Annotated in this window: 20 protein-coding genes and 1 pseudogene; 8 read left to right on the top strand and 13 right to left on the bottom strand. The window is 59.5% G+C overall.

Translation table 11 applies throughout. The annotated features are described in order from the left end of the window. Positions 1–47 precede the first annotated feature (47 nt). The 4 genes and pseudogenes from G3N94_RS05935 to G3N94_RS42220 all read left to right on the top strand — a co-directional run bounded on the left by G3N94_RS05935 (position 48) and on the right by G3N94_RS42220 (position 3,318). Positions 48–1,010, top strand: coding sequence for a cyclase family protein (locus tag G3N94_RS05935; RefSeq protein ID WP_205791170.1), 963 nt, complete (start codon positions 48–50; stop codon positions 1,008–1,010). A gap of 239 nt (positions 1,011–1,249) precedes the next feature. Continuing rightward, positions 1,250–2,638: an MFS transporter gene (locus tag G3N94_RS05930; RefSeq protein WP_241021622.1), complete on the top strand. Its 1,389-nt coding sequence runs from the start codon at positions 1,250–1,252 to the stop codon at positions 2,636–2,638. Between the two features lie 91 nt (positions 2,639–2,729). Next, positions 2,730–2,951 (top strand): annotated as a pseudogene (locus G3N94_RS43155) (hypothetical protein); the annotation flags it as partial. Positions 2,952–3,054: 103 nt separating this feature from the next. Continuing rightward, positions 3,055–3,318 (top strand): hypothetical protein, encoded by a 264-nt coding sequence (locus G3N94_RS42220; RefSeq protein ID WP_241021621.1) that lies wholly within the window; start codon positions 3,055–3,057, stop codon positions 3,316–3,318. Between the two features lie 586 nt (positions 3,319–3,904). On the opposite strand, the gene G3N94_RS05920 is transcribed toward G3N94_RS42220, so the two are convergent. The 8 genes from G3N94_RS05920 to gcvH all read right to left on the bottom strand — a co-directional run bounded on the left by G3N94_RS05920 (position 3,905) and on the right by gcvH (position 13,655). Beyond that, complete coding sequence (locus G3N94_RS05920; protein ID WP_205791169.1) at positions 3,905–4,339, bottom strand: dihydroneopterin aldolase; 435 nt, start codon at positions 4,337–4,339, stop codon at positions 3,905–3,907. Positions 4,340–4,525: 186 nt separating this feature from the next. Next, entirely contained in the window at positions 4,526–5,491 is a 966-nt protein-coding gene (lipA, locus tag G3N94_RS05915; RefSeq protein ID WP_205791168.1) for a lipoyl synthase, read from the bottom strand. 11 nt (positions 5,492–5,502) lie between these two features. Next, positions 5,503–6,630, bottom strand: a complete 1,128-nt coding sequence (gene gcvT, locus G3N94_RS05910) for a glycine cleavage system aminomethyltransferase GcvT (RefSeq protein ID WP_205791223.1) — start codon at positions 6,628–6,630, stop codon at positions 5,503–5,505. A 44-nt stretch (positions 6,631–6,674) separates the two neighbouring features. Beyond that, the gene (locus G3N94_RS05905; RefSeq protein ID WP_205791167.1) at positions 6,675–8,051 is read right to left on the bottom strand and encodes an L-serine ammonia-lyase; all 1,377 of its coding nucleotides are present in this window, start codon (positions 8,049–8,051) and stop codon (positions 6,675–6,677) included. Positions 8,052–8,231: 180 nt separating this feature from the next. Next, positions 8,232–9,485, bottom strand: coding sequence for a serine hydroxymethyltransferase (glyA, locus tag G3N94_RS05900; protein ID WP_205791166.1), 1,254 nt, complete (start codon positions 9,483–9,485; stop codon positions 8,232–8,234). Between the two features lie 350 nt (positions 9,486–9,835). Then, the gene (locus G3N94_RS05895; protein WP_205791165.1) at positions 9,836–10,366 is read right to left on the bottom strand and encodes an ACT domain-containing protein; all 531 of its coding nucleotides are present in this window, start codon (positions 10,364–10,366) and stop codon (positions 9,836–9,838) included. Between the two features lie 11 nt (positions 10,367–10,377). Then, positions 10,378–13,248, bottom strand: a complete 2,871-nt coding sequence (gcvP, locus tag G3N94_RS05890) for an aminomethyl-transferring glycine dehydrogenase (protein ID WP_205791222.1) — start codon at positions 13,246–13,248, stop codon at positions 10,378–10,380. A 35-nt stretch (positions 13,249–13,283) separates the two neighbouring features. Beyond that, the gene (gcvH, locus tag G3N94_RS05885; protein WP_205791164.1) at positions 13,284–13,655 is read right to left on the bottom strand and encodes a glycine cleavage system protein GcvH; all 372 of its coding nucleotides are present in this window, start codon (positions 13,653–13,655) and stop codon (positions 13,284–13,286) included. A gap of 134 nt (positions 13,656–13,789) precedes the next feature. Here gcvH and G3N94_RS05880 point away from each other — a divergent pair, with 134 nt between their 5' ends. Then, entirely contained in the window at positions 13,790–14,656 is an 867-nt protein-coding gene (locus G3N94_RS05880; protein ID WP_205791163.1) for a LysR substrate-binding domain-containing protein, read from the top strand. Positions 14,657–14,900: 244 nt separating this feature from the next. Here the strand turns inward: G3N94_RS05880 and G3N94_RS05875 are convergent, their stop codons facing one another. The 5 genes from G3N94_RS05875 to G3N94_RS05855 all read right to left on the bottom strand — a co-directional run bounded on the left by G3N94_RS05875 (position 14,901) and on the right by G3N94_RS05855 (position 19,566). Further along, on the bottom strand, positions 14,901–16,568 hold the full coding sequence (locus G3N94_RS05875) for a cation acetate symporter (RefSeq protein WP_205791162.1): 1,668 nt from the start codon (positions 16,566–16,568) through the stop codon (positions 14,901–14,903). Then, positions 16,565–16,729, bottom strand: a complete 165-nt coding sequence (locus G3N94_RS42215; RefSeq protein ID WP_346778656.1) for a DUF485 domain-containing protein — start codon at positions 16,727–16,729, stop codon at positions 16,565–16,567. The genes G3N94_RS05875 and G3N94_RS42215 overlap by 4 nt, the downstream gene beginning before the upstream one ends. 278 nt (positions 16,730–17,007) lie before the next feature. Continuing rightward, positions 17,008–18,234 (bottom strand): FAD binding domain-containing protein, encoded by a 1,227-nt coding sequence (locus G3N94_RS05865; protein WP_205791161.1) that lies wholly within the window; start codon positions 18,232–18,234, stop codon positions 17,008–17,010. A 13-nt stretch (positions 18,235–18,247) separates the two neighbouring features. After that, positions 18,248–18,718, bottom strand: a complete 471-nt coding sequence (locus tag G3N94_RS05860) for a VOC family protein (RefSeq protein ID WP_205791160.1) — start codon at positions 18,716–18,718, stop codon at positions 18,248–18,250. A 125-nt stretch (positions 18,719–18,843) separates the two neighbouring features. Further along, positions 18,844–19,566, bottom strand: a complete 723-nt coding sequence (locus tag G3N94_RS05855) for a TetR/AcrR family transcriptional regulator (RefSeq protein WP_205791159.1) — start codon at positions 19,564–19,566, stop codon at positions 18,844–18,846. 381 nt (positions 19,567–19,947) lie between these two features. Between G3N94_RS05855 and G3N94_RS05850 the strand changes: the two genes are divergently transcribed. From G3N94_RS05850 to G3N94_RS05840, 3 genes are all read left to right on the top strand, one after another. Continuing rightward, positions 19,948–20,670 (top strand): glucose 1-dehydrogenase, encoded by a 723-nt coding sequence (locus tag G3N94_RS05850; RefSeq protein ID WP_205791158.1) that lies wholly within the window; start codon positions 19,948–19,950, stop codon positions 20,668–20,670. Between the two features lie 215 nt (positions 20,671–20,885). Continuing rightward, the gene (locus G3N94_RS05845) at positions 20,886–21,893 is read left to right on the top strand and encodes an LLM class oxidoreductase (protein WP_346778655.1); all 1,008 of its coding nucleotides are present in this window, start codon (positions 20,886–20,888) and stop codon (positions 21,891–21,893) included. Positions 21,894–22,020: 127 nt separating this feature from the next. Beyond that, positions 22,021–22,932: a LysR family transcriptional regulator gene (locus G3N94_RS05840; RefSeq protein WP_205791156.1), complete on the top strand. Its 912-nt coding sequence runs from the start codon at positions 22,021–22,023 to the stop codon at positions 22,930–22,932. Positions 22,933–23,245: the final 313 nt, after the last annotated feature.

Raw genomic sequence — 23,245 nt, 5'->3', positions numbered from 1 at the left:
CAATCATCGCATGTCACGGCATGCACCATCGCAGCACGGAGGAAGACATGGAAGCCAGGAACGTACCGCACGTTCGAGAACTGCTCGCAGACTCGCCGAAGAACTGGGGGAAGTGGGGGCCCGACGACGAAGTCGGCGCATTGAACTATCTGACGGCCACGGAAGCGCTCAAGGGAATCGCGACCGTGAAGCAGGGCAAGTCGTTCACGCTTCAGGTGCGCATGGGCGATCCGGACGGCGATCCCGTGTGGCCGGGGCGTCAGGGCGCCAAGCGTATGAACGTGATGGACCGCGGGCAATATTGCTGCGGCAAGGGGCCGAAATTTCCCGGTTCATATCAATATGCAGACGACGTCATGTTCATGTATCTGCAGGGTTCGACGCAGTATGACGCGCTTGGCCACGTCTGGTACGACGATCAGATCTGGAACGGCTACGACGCGGAGACGACGATCGGTAGCCTCGCGAAGGCGAGCGTGTGTCCGATCGGCGAGCGCGGCGTCGTGGGGCGCGGCGTGCTGATCGACATCGCGCGCTACCGCAAGAAGGAAGTGCTAGATCCGGGTGAGACGTTTACGCATCTCGATCTGATGGCCGCGGCCGATGCGCAGGGCGTTTCGATCGAGAAGCGCGACATTCTCGTGATCCGCACCGGGTGGATCGGCTCGTTCTACAAACGGGATCGCGCGGAATTCTACGCAAACTTCAAGGAGCCTGGCCTCACGTACAGTCGTGAGCTCGTTCAGTGGTTCCACGACATGGAGATCCCGAATCTCGTTACGGACACGATCGCAAACGAAGTGACGACCGATCCCGTTTCCGGCGTCGACTTGCCGTTGCATAACGCACTGATGCGGAACCTGGGCATCACGATGACCGAAATCGCGCAGCTCGATCCGCTTGCCGACGATTGCGCGCAAGACGGGCAATACACGTTTCTCTATACGGCCGCACCGTTGAAGGTGGTCGGCGGGACGGGCGCGCCGGTGAATCCGGTCGTGCTCAAGTAGGCGCGCGACGACGAACCGACTCGCGGCGCAGTGGCGGACACATGACCGTCGGCCACGCGCACTCGTGCTGTTTCAGGTAATCGACACGGGAGACGTGCAGCAACGACGATGGCCCAACCGATGCGCGTCGATGCAGTCGTTTTATGAAGCGCTTCATTTGTTCGTCGGCAGTCACGCGCAATGACGCGTATTTCGCAGAGCGGCCGCCACCCTGATAGAAGAGAAGAGGAGAGGAGTACATGGAAACGATGGATAGCGGAGCGGCGCCGGCGCGCGCCGGATCGGCGACGGGCACGCGCAAGATCGCGAAGGAATCCTGGATGGCGTTGTTGCTGCTGTGGCTCGTCTACGCGATGGACGCCAACTCGCGCCAGATGTTCTTTGCCGTCTTACCCTCGATCACGAAGGAATTCGGCACGAGTGCGACGACGATCGGGCTGTACGCCGCCATCATCACGATGTCGACCGCACTGATCGCGATCCCGGCGATGGTGTGGGCTGACAAGGGCGGGCATGGCTGGCGGCGCAAGTACCGTCATCTTCCGATTGTCGTCGGCTACACGTTATTTACATTCCTGACGGGGTTCAATCTGTTGACGGGAACGCTGGGCGTGCTGATTACGTTGCAGGTTCTGTCACACGCGTTCGGCGGAGCAGGCGAATCGATCGAAGTCACGTCGCTTGCCGAATGGTGGTCGAAGGAGCGGCGAGGTCTCGCGCTCGGCATTCACCACACGGGGTATCCGTGGGGCACGTTGTTGGGTGGGTTCGCCATCAGCGGACTGTTGAGCATCTACGGACCGGAGAACTGGCGTATGGCCTTTTTGCTGTTCCCGATCCCGATGATCATCGTATTCGCGATGTATTGGTGGTACTGCAGCGAGAAGCGATATGACCGGTTGCATGCGCATATCGCTGCGGCAGGCGAGACGCCCCCGCTGACGGCAGACCTCGAGCATGGAGCGGGCGCCCCGAAAGGCTCGTTCGGGGTTGCGATGAAAAATCCGAATATCTCCGTCATCGCACTGGTCTCGCTGCTGGCCATCGTCGGGTATTTCGGCATCAGCTTCTGGTTGCCCCAGTATCTGGCGTTCGTTGCGCACTACAACTTTGCGGAGGCTGCCGCATATAGCGTGCTGTTCACGATCACCGGGGGGATCGGCCAGATCGTCTGGGGATGGATTTCGGATCGCATCGGCCGCAAGCTGTGTCTGATGGTGGTGTTCGTCTGGCTCGCAATCGGAATGCTGCTGTTCAAGTATTCGTATATGAGCCTGGGAACCCTGATCGCGATCCAACTCTTTGCCGGATGCGCGCTGAATGCGCCGTACACGCTCGTCTATGCAATCGCGTTCGATTCGACCAAGCCGGGCACGACGGGCATCGCCGGCTCCATCATCAACGCAGGCATCTATCTTGGTGGATTCGGACCGTTCGTGATCGGCGCGCTCATTGGTGCGGGCGGTGGCTTCGGCTCCGCGTCGGGCTACAACAACGCACTCCACTTCATCTCCGGGCTCATGGTCGTCGCTTTCGTCCTGACGGCATTGTTCACGCGCGAAACCACCGGATGGTTCCGCGCCCATGACCGCGCGCTCGTCAGCAAGCGAACCTGCAATCTCGTCTAGCTCGACATCGATCGAGGTGAAGGGTGGGCACGATCGGCTTCGGGAACGTCCGTGAGCCGGTCGTGCCCGCCACCGATTTGCCACCGCACATATGGGCGACTATATTCGAAAGCAATTTATTTACTCACGAGTAACATCGGCTGTTGACCTCGCACGCTCAGCCGATCGATTGCCGGTCATGGACGACACACAACAGGTCCGGTCGCCCAGGGCGAAGAAACACGAGCGGGAGCGCGAACGTGAAGGCAAACGTGTGGCCGTGCTGCGGACCGCGGCGCAAGTGCTCAACGAGAAGGGTTTTCACGCCGCGTCGCTGGACAAAGTCGCGGAGCGCATGAACGTTACCAAGCCGACGCTACTACTACGTCAAGAGCAAGGACGAGATACTGTTTCCGTGTGTCCGTATCGGGTTGCGGATGATCCGCGATGCGATTGCCGAAGCGTCCGAATCCGGCGGCACTGCGATCAACAAGCTTGCGGCAGCCATGCGCCGCTATGCCGAATCGGTCACGATGGACTTCGGCAAGTGCGTGATATGTGGGGGTGAGGAGCCGCTTCCACTGGACCGCCGTCGAACATTGCGTCGGTTGAAGGCTGAAATCGATCATGAATTCCGCCATCTGATCGAGCTGGCGATCGCCGAAGGCACCCGAAATTGCCAACCGATTCCGATAAAGTAACAGCATTGAAGGTGATGTCGACAGCAATTTCCCGACTGCGGGACTGTGGGAAAAGTAAGGAGGAGGCATTGGCCGAGTTAAGGAAATACTGGAAAGCACCTAAGAAAGCAAGCGATGGTTAATCTGAGTGATTGGTGACGATAGCCGAGTCGCCGAGTCACCGCGTTCCTGGTCGCTTGCAAACTGTTGCTGCACCCGTTGCTCGCGTGAACGCTCGCACGATTCGTCTTTGGTCTTTCGACATTTTCGACGCAGGCCGCAGTGCTGCTCGCCGCGCTTCCGGCCGGCACGGGTTCCTTCATGCTTGCGGAAATCTATCGAAGGGAGGCTCACGTGTCGTCGCAAACCATTATCGTCTCCACCATCGTATCGGTCGTGACGATTTCAGTTTGTGTCGGCTTGTTCCAACGACCCCTATCGTTGCCTGCAAGACATTGTGGGATCGCACGCGAGTCGAGTGGGATTGTGATATCGCTCGAACGCTTGAGGTCACCAGCACGACTCGTGCGCGAACGTGATTATGCAGTTTCGCGCGCCTAACGTATCTCAAAAACGAGTGTTGAATATTGATTGCGTGGCCGGGAATTCACACGGCGGTCGTAGCGCGTTCTGCCACATGACGTGCCTGCCATCGCAGGAAGTCACAACGGGTCCACTGCAATCGCACGCCGACACGTTCGGCAGACCGGATCGCGTGCGGCTTGTAGAGGGTCAGCAGCGCGCGATCGAGCATCGCGTAGCGCTGAAATGACAGTCCAAGGAGGTCGGCAGCGAGACACTCCACAAGATCAGTATGCGTCTGCTCGTCGAGGTAGGTTCGCAGCATTTGGCAGAACGCGTCGTAATCGAGGCAATCGTCGATGTGCTCGGGCAGCGCGTGGCTGCGGCAATGTAGGATTGCGTCGATCACAACCGACTGCGCAGACCGTTCGTGAGCGTAAATGCCCACTCGCGTCTTGGCGTGCAACTGATCGATCACGACCTCCCATTCGATTGCGGGAAGTCCTTCTGGTTGATTCATTGAACCGTGTCCTCACTATGGAGTGTCGCGCAAAAAGGTGCGGCCGCTAGCCAATATGGCTGTGCGGCATTGATCGGCAGCGGGTGGCAGTATTTGGCGAAGCGGTGAAGCACGACGACCCGCAGCTGGCTGCCGCAGTCGTCACTGAAAATCGTCGTGCAGCGATGCAGGGGAGATCGCTAATATTCACCGATCTGCCAGGTGCTCCTCAGCGTGATACGAAGAGTGCACGAGTGCACCAGATGCGACATGAGTGAACCCTAACGACAAGCCTAGCTCACGGAACTGCTCGAACTCGTTGGGCGTCACGTAGCGCCGTACTGGTAGATGATGGGGGCTCGGCTGCAAATACTGGCCGAGCGTAAGTACATCCACGTCATGCTCGCGCATGTCGCGCATCACCGCTTCGACTTCGTCGACTCCCTCGCCAAGCCCAAGCATCAAACCTGATTTCGTCGTGACATCGGGGTGTCGTGATTTGAAATCGCGTAGCAGGCTCAGCGAGTGCGCGTAGTCGGCGCCAGGGCGTGCCTGCCGGTATAGTCGCGGTACTGTTTCGAGATTGTGGTTGAAGACGTCGGGGGGCGCTGCGGCCAGCGTGTCGAGCGCAACCTGTGCTCGACCGCGAAAATCAGGCGTCAGAATTTCGATGCGGATGCCTGGGTTCATTCGCCGCGCCGCTTCGATACACTGTACGAAATGCGCTGCGCCACCGTCACGCAGATCATCGCGATCGACCGATGTAATCACAGCGTACCGCAGCTTCATCGCCGCAATCGTGCTGGCGAGATTTTCCGGTTCCTCGGCGTCGAGCGGATTGGGGCGTCCATGGCCGACGTCACAGAACGGGCAGCGGCGCGTGCAGATGTCGCCCATGATCATGAACGTCGCGGTGCCGCTGCTGAAGCATTCGCCGAGATTCGGACAGTTTGCTTCTTCGCAGACGGTGTGCAGACGGTTCTCTCGCAGGACCCGGCGCAGCCTCTTTACATCGGCGGCTTGGCCGAGCGGAATGCGTAGCCATTCCGGTTTGCGTAGATACTGGTCTGATTGAGTCGGCGCGATCTTGATTGGAATGCGCGCGAGCTTGTCGGCGCCGCGCAATTTGACACCAGTGGGGCGCCTGGGCGAAGTGGTCGAATTCGTGGTCATGATGTGCCCGGTCAGCCGCGATAGTAGCGTTGCGGTACGAACGGTGTAGATGTCACCACGACCTCTACGTCCTTGCCGCGCACTTCGGCAAACAGCCGTGTACCGGGTTCGGCGAAGGACGTCTCGACGTATCCCATCGCAACCGGCCCCCCGTACGAAGGGCCGTAGCCGCCGCTAGTCACTTTGCCGATCACACGCGCGTCACCGTCGCGCAGCACGGCGCTTTCGCGTACCGGCACGCCGGCGGTCGGCACGAGGCCAACGCGCTTTTTGGGTGCGCCGACCTTCAGGTGCGCCGCAATCACCGGGTAGCCCGGAAATCCACCGGCGCGTTCGCCTCCCGGTCGACGCACCTTCGACATCGCCCACACGAGACTAGCTTCGACAGGGCTCGTCTCGAAGTTCATATCGTGCCCGTACAGGCATAGTCCGGCTTCCAGACGCAGCGAATCGCGGGCGCCAAGTCCGATTGGGGCCACAGCAGTATTCTTCAGCAACTCGAGTGCAAGTGACTCCGCATTGGCAGCCGCAACCGAGATCTCAAAGCCGTCTTCGCCGGTATAGCCGGAGCGGCTCACGGCGCAGGTCATCCCCGCAATGTCGAACGTGCCGATATCCATGAAGCTCATTTGAGCAGTCTGAGGTGCGTACTGTGCGAGTACCGTCGTTGCCTCCGGTCCCTGAAGGGCAAGGAGTGCGCGGTCGTCGAGCGATTCCACCATGCAGTTGTCGAGCTTCTCGACCATCCATGCGAAGTCTTGGTCCTTGCAGGCCGCGTTGACCACGACGAACAGATGATCGCCCGCGTTGGCCACCATCAGGTCGTCGAGAATCCCGCCGCTGTCGTTCGTGAAGAATGCGTAGCGCTGACGCCCAGGCTGCAGCCCGATAACGTCGACAGGCACAAGCGTCTCGAAATCCGCCGCCGCGTTCGAGCCGGTGATACGAATCTGGCCCATATGCGACACATCGAACAGACCTGCCTGCGCGCGAGTATGCAGATGTTCCTTCAATACCCCGGTCGGGTACTGCACGGGCATCTCGTAGCCGGCGAATGGCACCATCTTCGCACCGAGCTCGCGGTGCAGGTCATACAACGGCGTTTTTTTGAGCGGCGACGCAGTAGTTACATCAGTCATTTCTTCCTTCTCCTGTGTTCTGCTGGACGGAGGCGTTATGCGTCTCAGCATTCGATAACATTCACCGCGAGCCCGCCGCGCGCTGTTTCCTTGTATTTGGTCTTCATGTCCGCGCCGGTATCGCGCATCGTCCTGATCACTTGGTCCAGCGACACGAAGTGCTGACCGTCGCCTCGCATTGCCATGCGAGCCGCATTGATGGCCTTGATCGATCCCATCGCGTTGCGCTCGATGCATGGCACCTGCACGAGGCCGCCGACCGGATCACAGGTGAGTCCCAGGTTGTGCTCCATGCCGATCTCCGCGGCGTTCTCGACCTGCGACGGGGTGCCGCCCAGTACTTCGGCAAGTGCTCCCGCCGCCATCGAGCAGGCGACGCCGACTTCGCCCTGGCAACCCACCTCTGCGCCGGAAATCGAAGCGTTTTCCTTATAGAGAATCCCGATCGCACCGGCGGTCAGCAGGAAGTTCACGACACCGACGTCGTTCGCCCCGGGCACGAAGCGCGTGTAGTAATGGAGCACGGCGGGAACGATGCCGGCAGCACCGTTGGTAGGCGCCGTGACGACGCGGCCGCCGCTTGCGTTCTCCTCGTTGACCGCGAGCGCATAGAGATTGACCCAGTCGAGCACAGACAGGTTGTCGCGCATGTTCGCCTCAGGATTGGCGGACAATTTGCGATGCAGCGCTGCCGCCCTGCGTTTCACCATGAGCGGCCCGGGCATCGTGCCTTCAGTCGTGCAACCGCGCGCAACGCAGGCCTGCATGACATCCCAAATCCCTAGGAGCTTTGTGTGGACGTCGGCCTCGTTTCGCCAGGCACATTCGTTGGCCATCATCAACTGGCTGATCGACATGCCGTGGGTCGCGCAATGCGCAAGCAGTTCGCGGCCGGACCGGAACGGGAACGCGAGCGCCGTCGAATCGGCTACGATCCGGTCGACGCCGGCTGCATCTTCATCGACGACGAAGCCGCCGCCAATCGAGAAATAGACCTTGCTGCGCAGTTCATTCCCGTCGACATCAAGCGCGACGATGCGCAACCCGTTCGGATGAAACACCAACGCGCGCCGGTTGAACACCAGATGCTGCTTCTCGACGAACACTATGCGCTTCCGTCCAAGCAGATTCAGGCGCTGCTCCGACCGGATCGCAGCAAGGCGCGCATCGATCGATTCGACGTCGACGGTGTCCGGTTCCGATCCTTCGAGTCCGAGCAGGACGGCCTTGTCGCTACCGTGTCCCTTTCCGGTCGCGCCAAGCGATCCGTACAGTTCGACGCGGACCGTTGCGGTTGCGTCCAACAGGTTGAGATCGCGCAGGCCGGTGGCGAACTGCGCGGCCGCACGCATCGGTCCAACGGTGTGCGAGCTCGACGGCCCGATACCTATCTTGAACAGGTCAAAGACACTGATCGCCATGATTACCCATCTCGCTTATCTGAATGTGCGGATCCTTGAGTCCGCGCCGTAGATTCTTCCATCGTGCAGATGCTCCCGTGTAAGCAGAGCGTTCATCCTTGTCATTGCTTCAGTCGACTTCAGAGAACGCATCCGGGAGCAGCGGCGCCCGTAACCTGACGCCCGCTGCGATGAATTGGTCTACAACTCGTACACCGGGAAGTGCGCGCAAAGCGCCTCGACATGATTACGAACCTGCGCGATGACTTCGACGTTGTCGATGTCGTCGAGAATGTCGCAGATCCAGCCCGTTAACTGCCGGACTTCAGCTTCGCGGAATCCGCGCGTGGTGACCGCCGGCGAGCCAATTCGGATGCCGCTGGTGACGAACGGCGACTGCGGATCGTTCGGCACGGTGTTCTTGTTGACGGTGATGTTCGCGGCGCCGAGTGCCGCGTCGGCTGCCTTGCCGGTGATCCCCCGGGCAGTGAGGTCGACGAGGAACAGGTGATCATCGGTGCCACGCGATACGATCTGATAGCCACGCTCGACGAACACAGCTGCCATGGCGCGGGAATTGGCGAGCACCTGCTTCTGGTACTCAGCGAAAGCCGGCTCGAGCGCTTCCTTGAAAGCGACTGCCTTGGCTGCGATGACGTGCATCAGAGGTCCACCCTGGGTGCCCGGAAACACCATCGAGTTGATTTTTTTCTCGATGTCGCCGTTCACACGACCGAGGATGATGCCGCCACGGGGACCACGCAGCGTCTTGTGGGTGGTGCTGGTGATGATGTCGGCATATGGCAGCGGGTTGGGATACATTCCTGCGGCCACGAGGCCAGCCACGTGAGCCATATCGACGAACAGCAGCGCGCCCACGCGGTCAGCAATTGCGCGAAAACGAGCGAAATCCAGGTGCCGTGCGTACGCGGAAAACCCGGCGACGATCATCTTCGGTTTGCATTCGACGGCCTGGGCTTCGAGCAAGTCGTAGTCGATCACGCCGTCGTCCGTCACTCCGTACTGCACAGCGTTGAAGATCTTTCCCGAAAAGTTGACCTTTGCGCCATGCGTGAGGTGACCGCCATGGGCAAGGCTCATGCCGAGAATCGTGTCGCCCGGGGAGAGAAGCGCCAGATAGACCGCCGCATTGGCCTGCGAGCCAGAGTGTGGCTGAACGTTGGCCCAGTCTGCGCCGAATAGCTGCTTGACCCGATCGATCGCAAGCTGCTCGACCACATCGACATGTTCGCAGCCGCCGTAGTAGCGCTTGCCGGGGTAACCCTCGGCGTACTTGTTGGTGAGCACGGTACCCTGCGCCTGCATCACTCGCGGGCTGGCGTAGTTCTCCGACGCGATGAGCTCAACGTGGCTTTCCTGGCGCTGGCACTCGCCTTGGATCGCACCCCAGAGTTCCGGGTCGAAGTCGGCGATCTGCATCGATTTCTTGAACATTTGATTCCTCAGAATGGTATGCCCGGGCGGCCGAGACCGTGGGCGGAGCAACATTGCCTGATCACGCGGGACAAGGTTTTCAGGCCACCGCGATCACGGATAAAATTAGTACTATTAACTACATAATTCTGCGAGATTCTTTCCTTACGCCCGCCGCGGTGCCGGTGAGTACCAATCTCCGGCATGCGCCAGTTTGCGGTCCACCAGTGGCGACCCACGGGGTTGCCGTAATCCGGTCAGGCTACGGCTGTGCGAAACCGAACTGCTTACCCGTAAGGTATCCTCACGCGGGCAACGAGGTGCAGCGCTGCCCGCGATATGGCTCTACTTCCGGCACGACGCGAACTGGATTACTTCACCGCATCTTCGTCGAGATTGATATCCACCATCAGCTCGTTTTCCAGGGCTTCCAGGTCGGTGCGCAAACTGGCGAGCTGCACGGATTCCGGGATGGCAATCTCGATCAGCGCGCGAAACAGCGGTTCGCCGCTAAACGATGCGCTTTCGCGCGTGGTTTCGAGTCTGTCGATGCTGGCACCATGGCGAGCGAGCACGGCGGAAATGTCGCGCACGATACCGGGCCGGTCGTGACCGACCAATTCAAGTTTCGTGCCGTGCCTATGAACCGTCACGTCCGGCACGTGGCCGCGCTCAACGGTCAACTGCAGTCCTTCTCCTTCCACTTCGCGCAGCGCGGCTTCCAGCTCGGCGACTGAGTCCTCAGAGATATCCAGCCGCACGATGCCGGCGAACTTCCCGGCCAGCTGAGCCATGCTGCTTTCCATCCAGTTCGCACCGCAAGCCGTGGCCCGCGCTGCAAGCGCGTTGACCAATCCCGGACGGTCGGTTGCGATCAGCGTGATTACAAGGGAAACATTCATTTGAGCGCTCCTCAGGACTGTTCGTAATCGGAAATCGGCGGACACGCGCACACGAGGTTGCGATCGCCATAGACATTGTCGACCCGACCGACCGGCGGCCAGTACTTGCTGGCGCGCAGGCTCGCCAACGGGAACACCGCCTGCTCGCGGCTATACGAGTGTGTCCAGTCTCCTGCGATGTCGGCAGCAGTATGCGGCGCGTTCACGAGCGGGTTGTCCTTTGCATCGAGTTCGCCGTTGCCAACCTTCTCGATTTCGTTGTGGATCGCGATCATCGCATCGCAGAAGCGGTCCAGTTCTTCCTTCGATTCGCTCTCGGTCGGCTCGATCATCAGCGTGCCCGGCACCGGGAACGACATGGTTGGTGCATGGAACCCGAAATCGATCAGACGCTTCGCGACATCGTCGACAGTGATGCCAGTTTTTTCCTTCAACGGTCTGAGGTCGAGGATGCACTCGTGCGCGACCATGCCGTTTTCGCCGCGATACAGGACCGGAAAGTAAGGCGACAGTCGCCGGGCAATGTAGTTGGCGTTGAGAATTGCCACCACGCTGGCCTGACGCAGTCCATCGCACCCCATCAAGGTGATATAGGTCCACGTAATGGGCAAGATGCTGGCGCTTCCCCACGGGGCAGCCGAAACCGCGCCAATACCGTCCAAGCCCGCGGTGCCGTGTCCGGGCAGGAACGGAGCGAGATGCGCCTTGACCCCAATCGGGCCGACGCCTGGTCCCCCGCCACCATGCGGGATGCAGAAAGTCTTGTGCAGGTTCAGGTGAGATACGTCACCACCAAATTGGCCCGGAGCGCACAGTCCTACCATGGCGTTCATGTTCGCGCCGTCGATGTACACCTGGCCGCCATGAGAGTGAACGATGTCGGCGATCTCGCTGATCGACGTCTCAAACACACCATGCGTTGACGGGTAGGTGATCATGATAGCTGCCAGCTTCTCGCCATGTTGATCGGCCTTGGCCTTCAGATCAGCGACGTCCACGTTACCTTTTTCATCACAGGCGACAACCACCACGCGCATACCGGCCATTCGTGCGGTTGCGGGGTTCGTGCCATGCGCGGAACTGGGGATCAGACATACGTCACGGTATGACTCGCCGCGGCTCGCATGGTAGGCACGAATCGCGAGAAGCCCCGCATACTCGCCCTGCGAACCGGCGTTCGGTTGCAGCGAGACCGCGTCGTAGCCGGTACAGGCGCACAGCATCTGCTCCAGCTCTGTAGTCAGTAGCTTGTAGCCCGACACTTGGTCGGCCGGCGCAAACGGATGCAGGCCGCCGAACTCCTGCCACGTGACCGGAATCATCTCCGTCGTCGCGTTCAGCTTCATCGTGCACGAGCCGAGCGGAATCATCGTCCGGTCGAGCGCAAGATCCTTGTCTGCCAGAGCGCGCAGATAGCGCAGCATCTTGGTCTCCGAATGGTGCATGTGGAACACCGGATGAGTCAGGATTGCCGACTCCCGCACCAGTTGCGGTGGAAGAGCGTCTCCGGCATTACGCTCGAGCGCCTCGAAGTCTGGCACGGTGGCACCGGCAGCAAACACGGTCCATAGCGCTTCAATGTCACTGCGCGTGCTAGTTTCATCGAGCGAAATACCAATGGTTTCGGCATCGACGTCGCGCAGATTGATTGCATGACTGCGTGCGACGGCATGCACGGTGGCGGCGTCTGGCACCGTCACGGTCAGTGTGTCGAAGAAATGGTCCGTCACGACCGTCGCCCCGAGCTGGCGCAGGCCATCGGCGAGAATCACGCTCAGGCGATGCACGCGACGTGCGATCGTCTTCAGTCCATCCGGGCCGTGATAGCACGCGTAAAGGCTGGCCATCACTGCGAGCAGGACTTGCGCCGTGCAGATGTTGCTGGTCGCCTTTTCCCGGCGGATGTGTTGTTCGCGAGTTTGCATCGCGAGTCGGTAGGCCTTGTCGCCGTGCCGGTCGACCGATACGCCGACGACGCGGCCGGGAATATCACGCTTGTGCGCGTCGCGAGTCGCAAAGTATGCCGCATGCGGGCCGCCATATCCGAGCGGGACGCCAAAGCGCTGCGTCGTGCCGATCGCGACGTCTGCACCGAATTCACCCGGAGCCTTGAGCAGCGTGAGGCTCAGTAGATCGGCAGCTACTACCACCAACGCTCCCTTGGCATGCGTTGCGGTTGCGACAGCCTCGTAGTCATGCACCTGCCCGCTGCTTCCTGGGTACTGCAGCAACACACCAAAGCAGTCGAGGGGCTGCAGATCGGTTTCATGGTCGCCGACGACGACCTCGATGTTCAGCGGATTGGCACGGGTTTGCACGACCTCGATGGTCTGTGGGTGACAGTCACGCGATACGAAGAACACATTTGATTTGCTTTTTGACAGGCGCTGGGCGAAGGTCATCGCCTCTGCTGCGGCAGTCGCCTCGTCGAGTAGCGAGGCGTTTGCGATTTCCATGCCGGTAAGGTCCGATACCATCGTCTGGAAATTCAGCAGCGCTTCGAGCCGACCCTGCGAGATTTCCGGCTGGTATGGCGTGTAGGCCGTGTACCAGGCCGGGTTTTCGAGCACGTTGCGCAGGATGACCGCGGGGGTATGGCAGTCGTAATAGCCCATACCGATGAACGACCTGAAAACAGCGTTCGTATTGGCGATCTTGCGAAGCCTCGCGAGGGCTTCGGCTTCGGTGCAGCCGTTGGGAAGGGCGAGGGGCGAGCGCCACCGAATCGGTGCCGGGATCACCTGGTCGATCAACTGGTCGGTGGAGTCGAGACCGAGCGCATGCAGCATCGCGCGGATTTCAGCATCGTCAGGCCCGATATGACGTCCGACAAAGTCGTCGTGCTGTTCGAGTCGGGTGAGCGGCGTACGGATGTCGTTCATGTTCATGGCGTGGGCGATCTTTCGAAGGCGACCAGTCAGGCCGTCAACCGGTCGTAGGCGGCCTGATCGAGCAGTTGTGATAGAGCAGAGGAATCGTCGAGGCGAATCCGGAGAAACCAGCCTTCCCCGAGCGGGTCGTCATTGATCGAGGAGGGCGCGTCAGCCAGCGCCGTGTTGACGGCGACGACGGTACCGGCGAGCGGCATCTTGAGTGCCCCTGCGGCCTTGACCGATTCGATGACGGCAGCTTCCTCGCCCGCCGCAAAGTGCACACCGATTTCCGGAAGCTGGATATAGACGATGTCGCCCAGGCTGCTCTGGGCAAAATCAGTGATGCCAACCGTTGCCTGATCATTGCCATCCAGACACAGCCACTCGTGATCTTCGGTGTACATGAGCGTACCCATGTGGACTCCTTAAAGGTTGTTTACAAAATTCCGGGCTGACGTCGCACCCGGTGGAAATAATGGTAGCCGGGCGTTGACATTTAGCAATTTTATTATTTAAATAAAATCATTTGCGTTTGAAATGAATTGCTACGATGATCAATATCCCGACCGAGCTGTTGCGGACCTTTGTCAAGGCGGTGGACATGGGTAGCTTCACCCGCGCGGGCGAGGTGGTAGGACGAACGCAGTCGGCCATCAGCCTGCAGATTCAGCGACTTGAAAAGACGCTCGACGCGCAGTTGTTCGTACGGGGTACCCATCGCGTCAGGCTGACCGAGGAAGGCGAGGCGCTTATTGAGTACGCGAGAAGAATGCTCGCGTTGAACGATGAAGCCGTCAGCTCGCTGCGCAAGCCTCAGGTTGCCGGGGCGGTGCGTCTCGGCGCGCCGCACGAATACGAGGCGTCGCTGCTTCAGGTCATTCTCGGCAAGTTCGCGCAGTCGCATCCTGGCGTGATGCTCGAAGTGACTTGTGATCTGAGCAAGAACTTGCTCGAGCGACTGGCCAAAAGCGAATTTGATCTTGTGATGGCGCTTCATGACGACCCCCATGACTCTACGGGCGTGCGGGTGCGCACGGAGCCTCTCGTGTGGGTCACCGGACCGGATCACGGACGTCACGAACAGCGTCCGCTGCCGTTGGTGGTTGCGCAGCAGCCCTGCATTTACAGAAACCGGGCGTTGCAAACATTGAATCGCCTCGAAGTACCCTGGCGCATCGCCTACACCAGTTCCAGCTACAGCGGCATTACTGCCGCTGTACGCGCGGGCCTTGGCGTGACAGTGTTGGCCGGGAGTACGGTTCCGGACGGTGTGCGCGCTCTGGAGGCGCGTGACGGATTGCCGGAAATGGGGCATTTGGACGTCAGGTTGCACAGTGTGCCGGAACGCATGACAGAAGCAGTGCGTCGTCTTGAGGACTACATTGCCACTAGCCTGTTGCACGAGGAAAGGGGCTGACGCGGTCCGCGTCCGACGGGCTTCCCGGTAGTCGACCAGTTGGCGACTGCAAGGTGTGGGCGCTGGTCGCTTCTCGTGATCATGGTGATTCATTTGCATTTGAGGCCGCCATTGGCTGTCGCCGACTATGCACGAACTGGGCCTTTCGCCAGTGCATGCATCGCCCAGATCGATTCAGATTGATCGATGGCCGGCCGGGCGGATGGCCTCTGATGCGACTGGGGCCCGACCTGTCGATCGCGCATCAGCTTTTCGCGTGAGCGGTCGCTGGTTCAGCGGTTTCGCACGTCACGAGCTGATTGTCGAATAGAGCACGTTCGCGATTCGCGGCCACCGAGCGATCCGTCACCGAAAACGCCCAGATGCCTACGAAAGCCGCGATGATCGAGAAGAGCGCTGGGTATTCGTACGGATAGACTGGGCGGCTATGTCCCAGAACCTGTACCCATACCGTCGGACTCAGTACGGTCAGAACGACTGCGGTCAGCAAACCAAGCATTCCGCCCATGACGGCGCCTCGGGTAGTGAGGCCACGCCAGTAGATTGACAGCAACAGTACGGGAAACGTCGAGCTCGCAGCAATCGAGAACACCAGACTGACGACGAACGCGATGTACTGGTTTTCAAAAGCGATCGCCAGTAAGGTCGCCAGTGCGCCGTGCACCACCGTGGTGAGGCGCGACACGTTCAGCTCCTCCTTGTCCGTGGCACGGCCACGTCGCAACGCGTTCGCATAAAGATCGTGAGATACAGCGGAAGCGCCCGCCAGCGTCAATCCGGATACCACCGCCAGGATCGTCGAGAACGTCACGGCGCAAATGAAGCCCAGGAAGACGTCGCCGCCGATCGCATGCGCCAGGTGAATCGCCACCATGTTGACGACGCCGATCAGCGCACCGTTGGCGTTGTGATAGCTCGGGTCGGTCGACACGAGTGCGATGGTGCCAAATCCGATGATCACAATCAGCGCATAGCCAATGCCGACGATGCCGGTCGCGTGGAGGACGCTCTTGCGGGCTTCTTTCACGTCCGCCACGGTAAAGAAGCGCATCAGGATGTGCGGGAGGCCGGCTGTTCCGAAGATCAGGGCGAGACCGAGCGATACCGCCGAGACCGGATCGTGAATCAGGCCTCCGGGGCTCATGATCGCCTCATGATGCGGATGTGCCTGCACAGCTGCGGCGAAGAGTGCGTCCGGGTCGAATGCGAAATGACGCAGCACCATGAATGCCATGAAGGCACAACCCGAGAGCAGCAGGATGGCCTTGATGATCTGGATCCACGTCGTGGCGAGCATCCCGCCGAAGAACACGTACACGACCATCAGCACGCCGACGATGATGACGGCAGGGAGATAGTGGATGCCGAAAAGCAATTGCACGAGTTTGCCGGCGCCGATCATCTGCGAGACGAGATAGAGCAACACGATGACGAGCGAGCTAATTGCGGAGAAAATTCTTACCGGACGCTGCCGGAGTCGGTATGAGACGACGTCGGCGAACGTGTAGCGCCCCAGATTGCGAAGTGGCTCAGCAATCAACGCCAGAATGATCGGCCAGCTTGCGAGGAAGCCGATCGAATAGATGAGCCCGTCGTAACCGTTGGAAAACACCAGCGACGAAATACCCAGCAACGACGCGGCCGACATGTAGTCGCCCGCAATGGCCCAGCCATTCTGGCGGCCGGTGATCTTGCCTCCGGCGGCATAGTGGTCGGCGACACCATTATTCTTGCCGGCCGCCCATCGCGTGATGACCAACGTTGCGACCACGAATGCGAGAAACATGCCGATGGCAATCGGGTTTCGCGTTTGATGTTGGGTGACCGAGACGGGGACGCTTATGACTGGCGTTGCCCAGGCACCGGGGGTGAAAAACCCAACTAGCACTGGCAATGCTTTGTGGAAGTTCATGATTGATCCTCCCGACGAATAGCATCGAGGATGGCGTCATACACCGCGTTGGCGCGATGAACATAAATGGCGACCAACGCAAACGTGAACGCTAGCATTCCCAAACCTATAGGAATGCCCCACGTGGTCGGATGGCCGGTAACGATCGGGGTCCCGAGCACGCCAGGTGCGAATGCGATCAGCAAGATGAAAGCGAAGTACGCATGCAAGCATGCTGCCGGCCACCGTCCAGGAGAATCTGCGCCGCCGTTTGACGAACTGACGAAACCGGATATCACCCGCCGTGAGCGGGACGATTGGATGTCCCTCTCCCTGCATTGCAGATCGGGAACCTTCCGGACAAGCTGCCACGTGTGTCATGCGCAGTCTCCTGATGTGGCGAATCGTTCCGATGCGGCAGCACCGGCTCTGTCGGCCGGTTACGCCTGCCGCACGTTGGCTAGATGATCGGAGCTACCGCCGTTTCTCTCATAACGGCCTCCGGGGTACGGTACTTCTCTGCCATATCCCGTTCGAGCTGGCTCTTCATCTGAGCTTGCATATAGGCGCCCAGGTGGCGAGCATGTTCCACGATCGCCCCCCCGAATTGCAGGCGCTTTCGTTCATAGTCCGCCAGCGCTTCGTGAATGTCGTTGCTTGCAGCAAGCGATTCGGCGAGCTGCACCGCATCGCCGGCGGCCTTGGTGACACCCATGCCGCAATGAGGGCGAGCGACGAATGCGGCATCGCCGAGCAATACGATTCGATCGAACACAAGCTGTGTTGCCTCGAGGTCGTAGATCGGCTGAAACAGCGGCTGCTTTGTTTTATGGACCACTTCCGCGAATTCCGGCGAAAGCAGATCGTGCGCGGCTTCACGCATGTCTGCGAGCACGTCGGGGCGAATCAGGTGTGGCGGGATGCCGTTCGCATAGTAATTGCCGTTTGCGTCTGTCAGCAGATCTCGCAGCGCAACTGACTCGTCGGTCGGCCGATACCACACGAAGTTGTAGCGACGCTCGCCGGGCCGCGTGCTGTTGCCCGGGCCGGCCACGGGGTAGCCCAGCATCTGTTCGCCAGAAGGGAGGCAGAAGCCGAACTTATCGAACAGCATCTCCCATGCTTCCGGCGTCAGCTCGCGTTCGTCGACGAGCCCGCGCCACGCAATGTAGCCGACGTACTGCAATTCAACTTTGGGGAGGTAGGTCTGGCGGATATTCGAGCGAAACCCGTCGGCCGCGACGACGAGGTCGGCCTGCAGCTTAGTGCCGTCGGACAGCGTTACTTCAGCGTGGTCCGCAAAGCTGGATACGTTCTCCACGATCGCGCCCGAGCGGTAGCAGGCGTCGGGCAGCGCAGAACGGAGCACGTGGAACATCTTGCTCCATGCAGTCAGGGTCTGCGTCAGCGGACAGGATCCGGCAACGCTTCCATCCGAGTTCAAGGTAATTCGGCTGTGCACCGTGACTCCGATGTCCTCGTTCACTTCGACGCCGGCGGCCTCCAGCGCTTCGAACAGTTCCGGATGCGTCACGATACCGGCGCCACGTCCGGCGAGTTCATCGGGCACACGTTCCAGGACAGTGACATCCCAACCACTGCGGAGCAGCAAATTGGCAGCGAAGAGACCGCCCAGCGACCCGCCGACGATGACAGCTTTGCGGCGATCCGTTTGATTGACTTGCATTTTCGCCATCTCCTTACTTGTCCGCCGCTTCAGCCAACGGCGTTTGCTTGAGCGCAAGTGCTTCATGTGCGGGAAAGTTCACTTCGATCGTTACGCCGGAAGGGTCCTCGACAAACACCTGATGCAGGTCGAGGCTCGGGACCGTACGGTCTCGCCACTCGTAGCCCGCGTTGCGCAATTTGGCCCAAAAGTCTGCGAGCCCAGTCGCGAGAAACGCGATGTGATCAACGGTCCCCGTCCCGGTCTGCGGCAACGTCTTGTCACCGAGGTACTCGACGAGTCCGCTGGCGTCGTTCGGATCGACACCGATGATGTGGACAACGCCGAATTCGGACTCGTCGGGGCCGTTGTAAAGCCAGATGCCCGGGAAATTGAACGGGGGGCGGTATCCTTCGCGGAAGCCAAGGACCCTGGTATAGAACTGACGCGACTTTTCGAGATCCGTCGTACGGATCGAGTAGTGCGCGAGTTTGGTGATCGCCATCGCCTTCTCCTCAATTTATCGATCGATAACTAATCGGTCGATAAATTATAGGCCGGCGACTGACCGATGTGCAGCGAAATGAATCAGTGTTTACCCGTCACTGGTTTCCAGATCGGGGGGATGGATCAGGCAGACTTACGACGCGTCGCTCGAGGTGTCTCGCGCATCTTTTTCATCGTTGCGGGGGTACCGTTCAGAAATACGTCGACTTGACGATTGACCAGTGCGTCCAGATCCTCGGGAACTGATAAGCCATACACCCACTTTCGGACCCCGATATAGAAAATACTGGCGTGCAAGTTCCAGACGAGCTCGATTTCTGCTTCGAGCTGGGCTTTATTCGTGGGGGCAGGAATGTCGTATGCCGCGCGCAGTTCGCGCAAGACGGGCAGAAAGACTCGTTCGCGAAGCTTGCCGAGGTACTTCGTATTGATGCCTTCGCGGCTGAGACCGGCGAAGATGAAGGTCCGAATCCATTCGCGCTGGAGAATCGTGTCCGCGTACGATTGGTAAAAAGCCGAGAGCCGTTCTTGCAGGGGGATGGAGCGGTCCGATATCTGCTTCTCCCAAGTCGGATCCCACTTGTAGATCTCGCTGTACACGCGATCGATTAGCGCGTCCTTGCTTGGGAAATAGCGATATAGCAGGGGCTGCGTGACGCCGATCTCGCGGGCTAATTCGCGCGTGCTGCCGGAAAAGCCGTGTGTCGCAAAATGCTCGATTGCCTTGGCGACAATTTGCTGCTCCCGCTCCTCAGGAGCCAAGCGTCGTCCGGACGTGGTTTCCACGCGGTCAGCCGAATCCGTCTCTGTGGACGCGACGTTTTTGGCACGCTTGGGTTTCAGCATAGTGGGGCTCCTGATCACCAGTCATTGTTATCTATCCCCCGACAAATAGCAACGTCGCCGGCTCCGGGGGAGAGGCGGAGGCCGCACATTTCTCTGCCGCGCGAATCGGGCGACACAGGTGCGGGCTGGCACGGATCGCGCGGCGTCTGTATAGCCGATATGTCCCCTCGCTGCCAGGCTGAAATCGCGTCGTCGTCGATGCTGGCGTTCGGCTGCTAAGCGAACTGAACGACAGTATGAAGGTTGCGTTGCGCGAACAGTAGGCTGCTAATGGTCGATCGATAAATAAAGGTTGCCTTATTTATCGAGTGATGTATAGTGGTCCTTGGCTCGACTCCATTTGGGTTGACGCTTCTGGACAAACATCACTAGGAGGAGAACATGATGCGGCTCAAAGGCAAGGTGGCTCTCGTGTCGGGAGCATCGAAGGGCATGGGTGCCGAGATCGCCCATTTGTTTGCGCGCGAGGGTGCGATTGTTGTCGCGGGCGATATCGTTGAGCCTGTGAAGCCACACGCCGAGGGCGTTGAACACTATCGGCTCGACGTAACCAAGGAGGAAGACTGGGCGAATATTATCGAGGCAACCCTTCAGAAGCACGGTCGGGTCGACATATTGATCAACAATGCCGGTATCCTGGCATACGAGCCGATCGACAGTTGCAGCCTTGACGCCTGGCACAAGATGATCGCAGTTAACCAGACCGGCGTTTTCCTTGGGATGCGCGCTGTTCTTAAGCCGATGCGCAAGCAGAAAAGTGGTTCGATCGTCAATTTCTCTTCGATCTGGGGGAATACGTCTGTCGAGGGTGCGCATGCGTATCACGCTTCCAAGGGCGCGGTTCGCAATATGACTAAAAATGCAGCGGTCACCTATGGGCCGGAAGGTATTCGCACCAACTCGGTCCATCCCGGGCTGATCGAAACACCGATGACGGAGCATCAGGATGCCGACCTTAACGCATCCCTCATCGCTGCTACGCCATTGAAGCGAATTGGCAAGCCAATTGATGTCGCTAACGGCGTGTTGTTCCTGGCGAGTGACGAGGCGAGCTATGTGAACGGCGCCGAGTTGGCTATCGACGGTGGATATCTGGCGCGCTGATGGTGAACAACTGATCGACAGGTGGTGCCGCGAATGGCATGCGTGACCGTCAACGCTCACGAGATGTCGATATCGTTTCTGTTCGGGGTCGAATGATCCCGGGCAGAAGTTTTGTTCAATCGAGTTGACGATGCATGCCCGGCTTCGAGTCCAGGCTTTCCAGGTGTGTTGGTCCTGCGGCAATGCTGCAGGCAATTTTACGACCGTACTACTTCGTGGAGTGTATTGTGGTTGCAGCACTGGGCTTGGGGGGGCAAGCGGTTGCCGGATTGGCGGGTTATTCCCGTGTATTCGCTCCTCGGCGTCTCACCATAGGGTTCATCCTACCGTTAGAGGGATATCCGGACAGCCCAATGCCGACGATGACGGACCATGCGGACATGACCCGGTTGGCGGATGAATTGGGATTTGCCGCCCTCTGGGCGCGAGATGTCCCAACGTTCGACCCGCTGTTTGGGGACGTTGGGCAGATCTTTGATCCGTTTACGTACCTGGGCTTTTTGGCCGCAAACACGTCAAGGATTGCACTAGGGACTGGCAGTGCAGTCATTACCTTAAGGCATCCGCTGCTTCTGGCAAAACAGGCAGCATCGATCGACCGCATGACCAATGGCCGCTTGCTGCTGGGTGTAGCTTCCGGCGACAGATCGGTTGAGTACCCGGCGTTTGGGCTGGGCGGCGAATTCGAGTCTCGTGGCGATCGGTTTCGTGAGGCTTTCGAGTTGTTACGTCTTGCGGCCGAGCAAGACTTTCCCGTTGGTGACTTCGCGCGCTTCGGGACGTTGAACGGTCGCGTCGATACGATCCCGAAACCGATTGCGAGGAAGATCCCGATGTTCGTGACGGGGCGGAGCAGACAGGATGTCGATTGGATCGCCAAGAATGCGGATGGCTGGTTCTTCTATAACGTGGGTCTTGAGCGTGTCTCCTTGATCACGGAGACCTGGTTCAACGCTGTTACGCGAGTCGGCGGCGAAGGTGTGTTCAAGCCATTTTTCGAAGGACTGTTTTTGCAGCTGGAAGGCGACCCGAACTTTCCGCTGACCTCGATCCCGGCCGGGATAAGAGTCGGGAGAAACGGATTGATTGGCTATCTCGATACGCTTCAGCGCGCCGGCGTCAATCATGTTGCATTCAATCCGAAGCCTTCCCGACGTCCGTTCAAGGAGATTCTGCAGGAGCTTTCGGAGTTCGTGCTGCCGAATTTCCCGTCGCTCGGTTGAGCCGGCTCATGAGTCAGGTAGCGCAGGTGCTCTGAAGTTGGATGCTCGGGGGGGCGGGTGTCGGGTGCGAAATGCGTCCGTTCGAGCGTTGTGATGCCGCGGCGCCAAAGCGCCTATGGAGTAGTTGATGGACCGATTTCAGGCAATGCAGATCTTCGTTCACGTCATCGACGTCAACGGATTTGCGAAAGCTGCTGACAGGTTGCAGCTTGCCAGGCCAGTCGTCACCCGGGCTGTCAAGGATCTTGAGGCGCGGCTTGGCGTGCGGCTTATCAATCGAACAACGAGACGTCTCCATCTGACCGAGGAGGGGCGGCTTTATTACGAATCTGCTGTCAAGATTCTGAGCGCCGTCGACGAAAGTGAGTCCGTGTATCGCTTGGGGACTGCCAGGCCGACAGGAACATTGCGCATCGACATGCAGACATCGATCGCGAGGCATCTGATCGTTCCTAAGCTCGCCGAATTTCGAGACCGGTACCCTGAGGTCGATCTGATCGTCGGTACGGCGGATCGGATCGTGGACTTGATCGAGGAGGGCATCGATTGCGCTATCCGCGTCGGTGCGTTGCGCGATTCGACGATGATCGCACGACAGGTCGGAGTGTTTCAGCGCGTAACGGTGGCTTCTCCCAATTACCTGGAACGCGCCGGTACGCCTGAAACCTTGGATGACCTCAATGATCACAAGGTTGTGTACTACACGTCAGGCAAGGGCGTTCGACCACCGTCGTTCGACTTTCAAACGGAGGCAGGGCCGACCACGATCCGGATGACCAGCAGCATTCAAGTCAATGATTCGGATACGTATATCGAGCTGGCGAAGGCTGGCTTCGGAATGGTTCAGCCTGCGCGCTTTGCGGTAGCTGACGAGTTGAGCCGCGGGGAACTGGTAGAGGTGCTTCCGCAGTATCCGGTGCCGCAAAAGCCAATTTCGGTCGTGTATCCACAGCGCAGCAACCTTGCCCCCAAGTTGGCCGCCTTTATATCCTGGGTAGCCGATGTGTTCGAATCCTGCCGGGAAACACTGGATGCTTGAACATTCTTTGGCTGGACGCTTGTTCCAGGCAGATCCTCCACGCGGATGGTCCATGCATATCGTGCGTGATTTACGTGATGGTCGGAAGATCTATCTCTGGTTGCAAGCCCTTGGGTTGGACCAGGTACTTTCGACTTCGCGTGGGGCCCCGAACATATGACCGTGCCGTTGTCTCTTCGCGATGCCGCGCCGAATGCTGGCCGCCTCGGTAGCCGGATGATCGGAAATTACCGCGGCGACGCAGGGTCGTCGACCTAAACACGAAGATCCGCCTCGCGGGTCGGGCCGACGAGTCGGTTGCGGCTTTATTAGC

It is taken from the genome of Burkholderia sp. Ac-20353 (genome assembly GCF_017104785.1).
Classification (GTDB): Bacteria; Pseudomonadota; Gammaproteobacteria; order Burkholderiales; family Burkholderiaceae; genus Burkholderia.
Note: the sequence above shows the minus strand (reverse complement) of the source record. Positions and strands in the feature narration are given on the sequence as shown.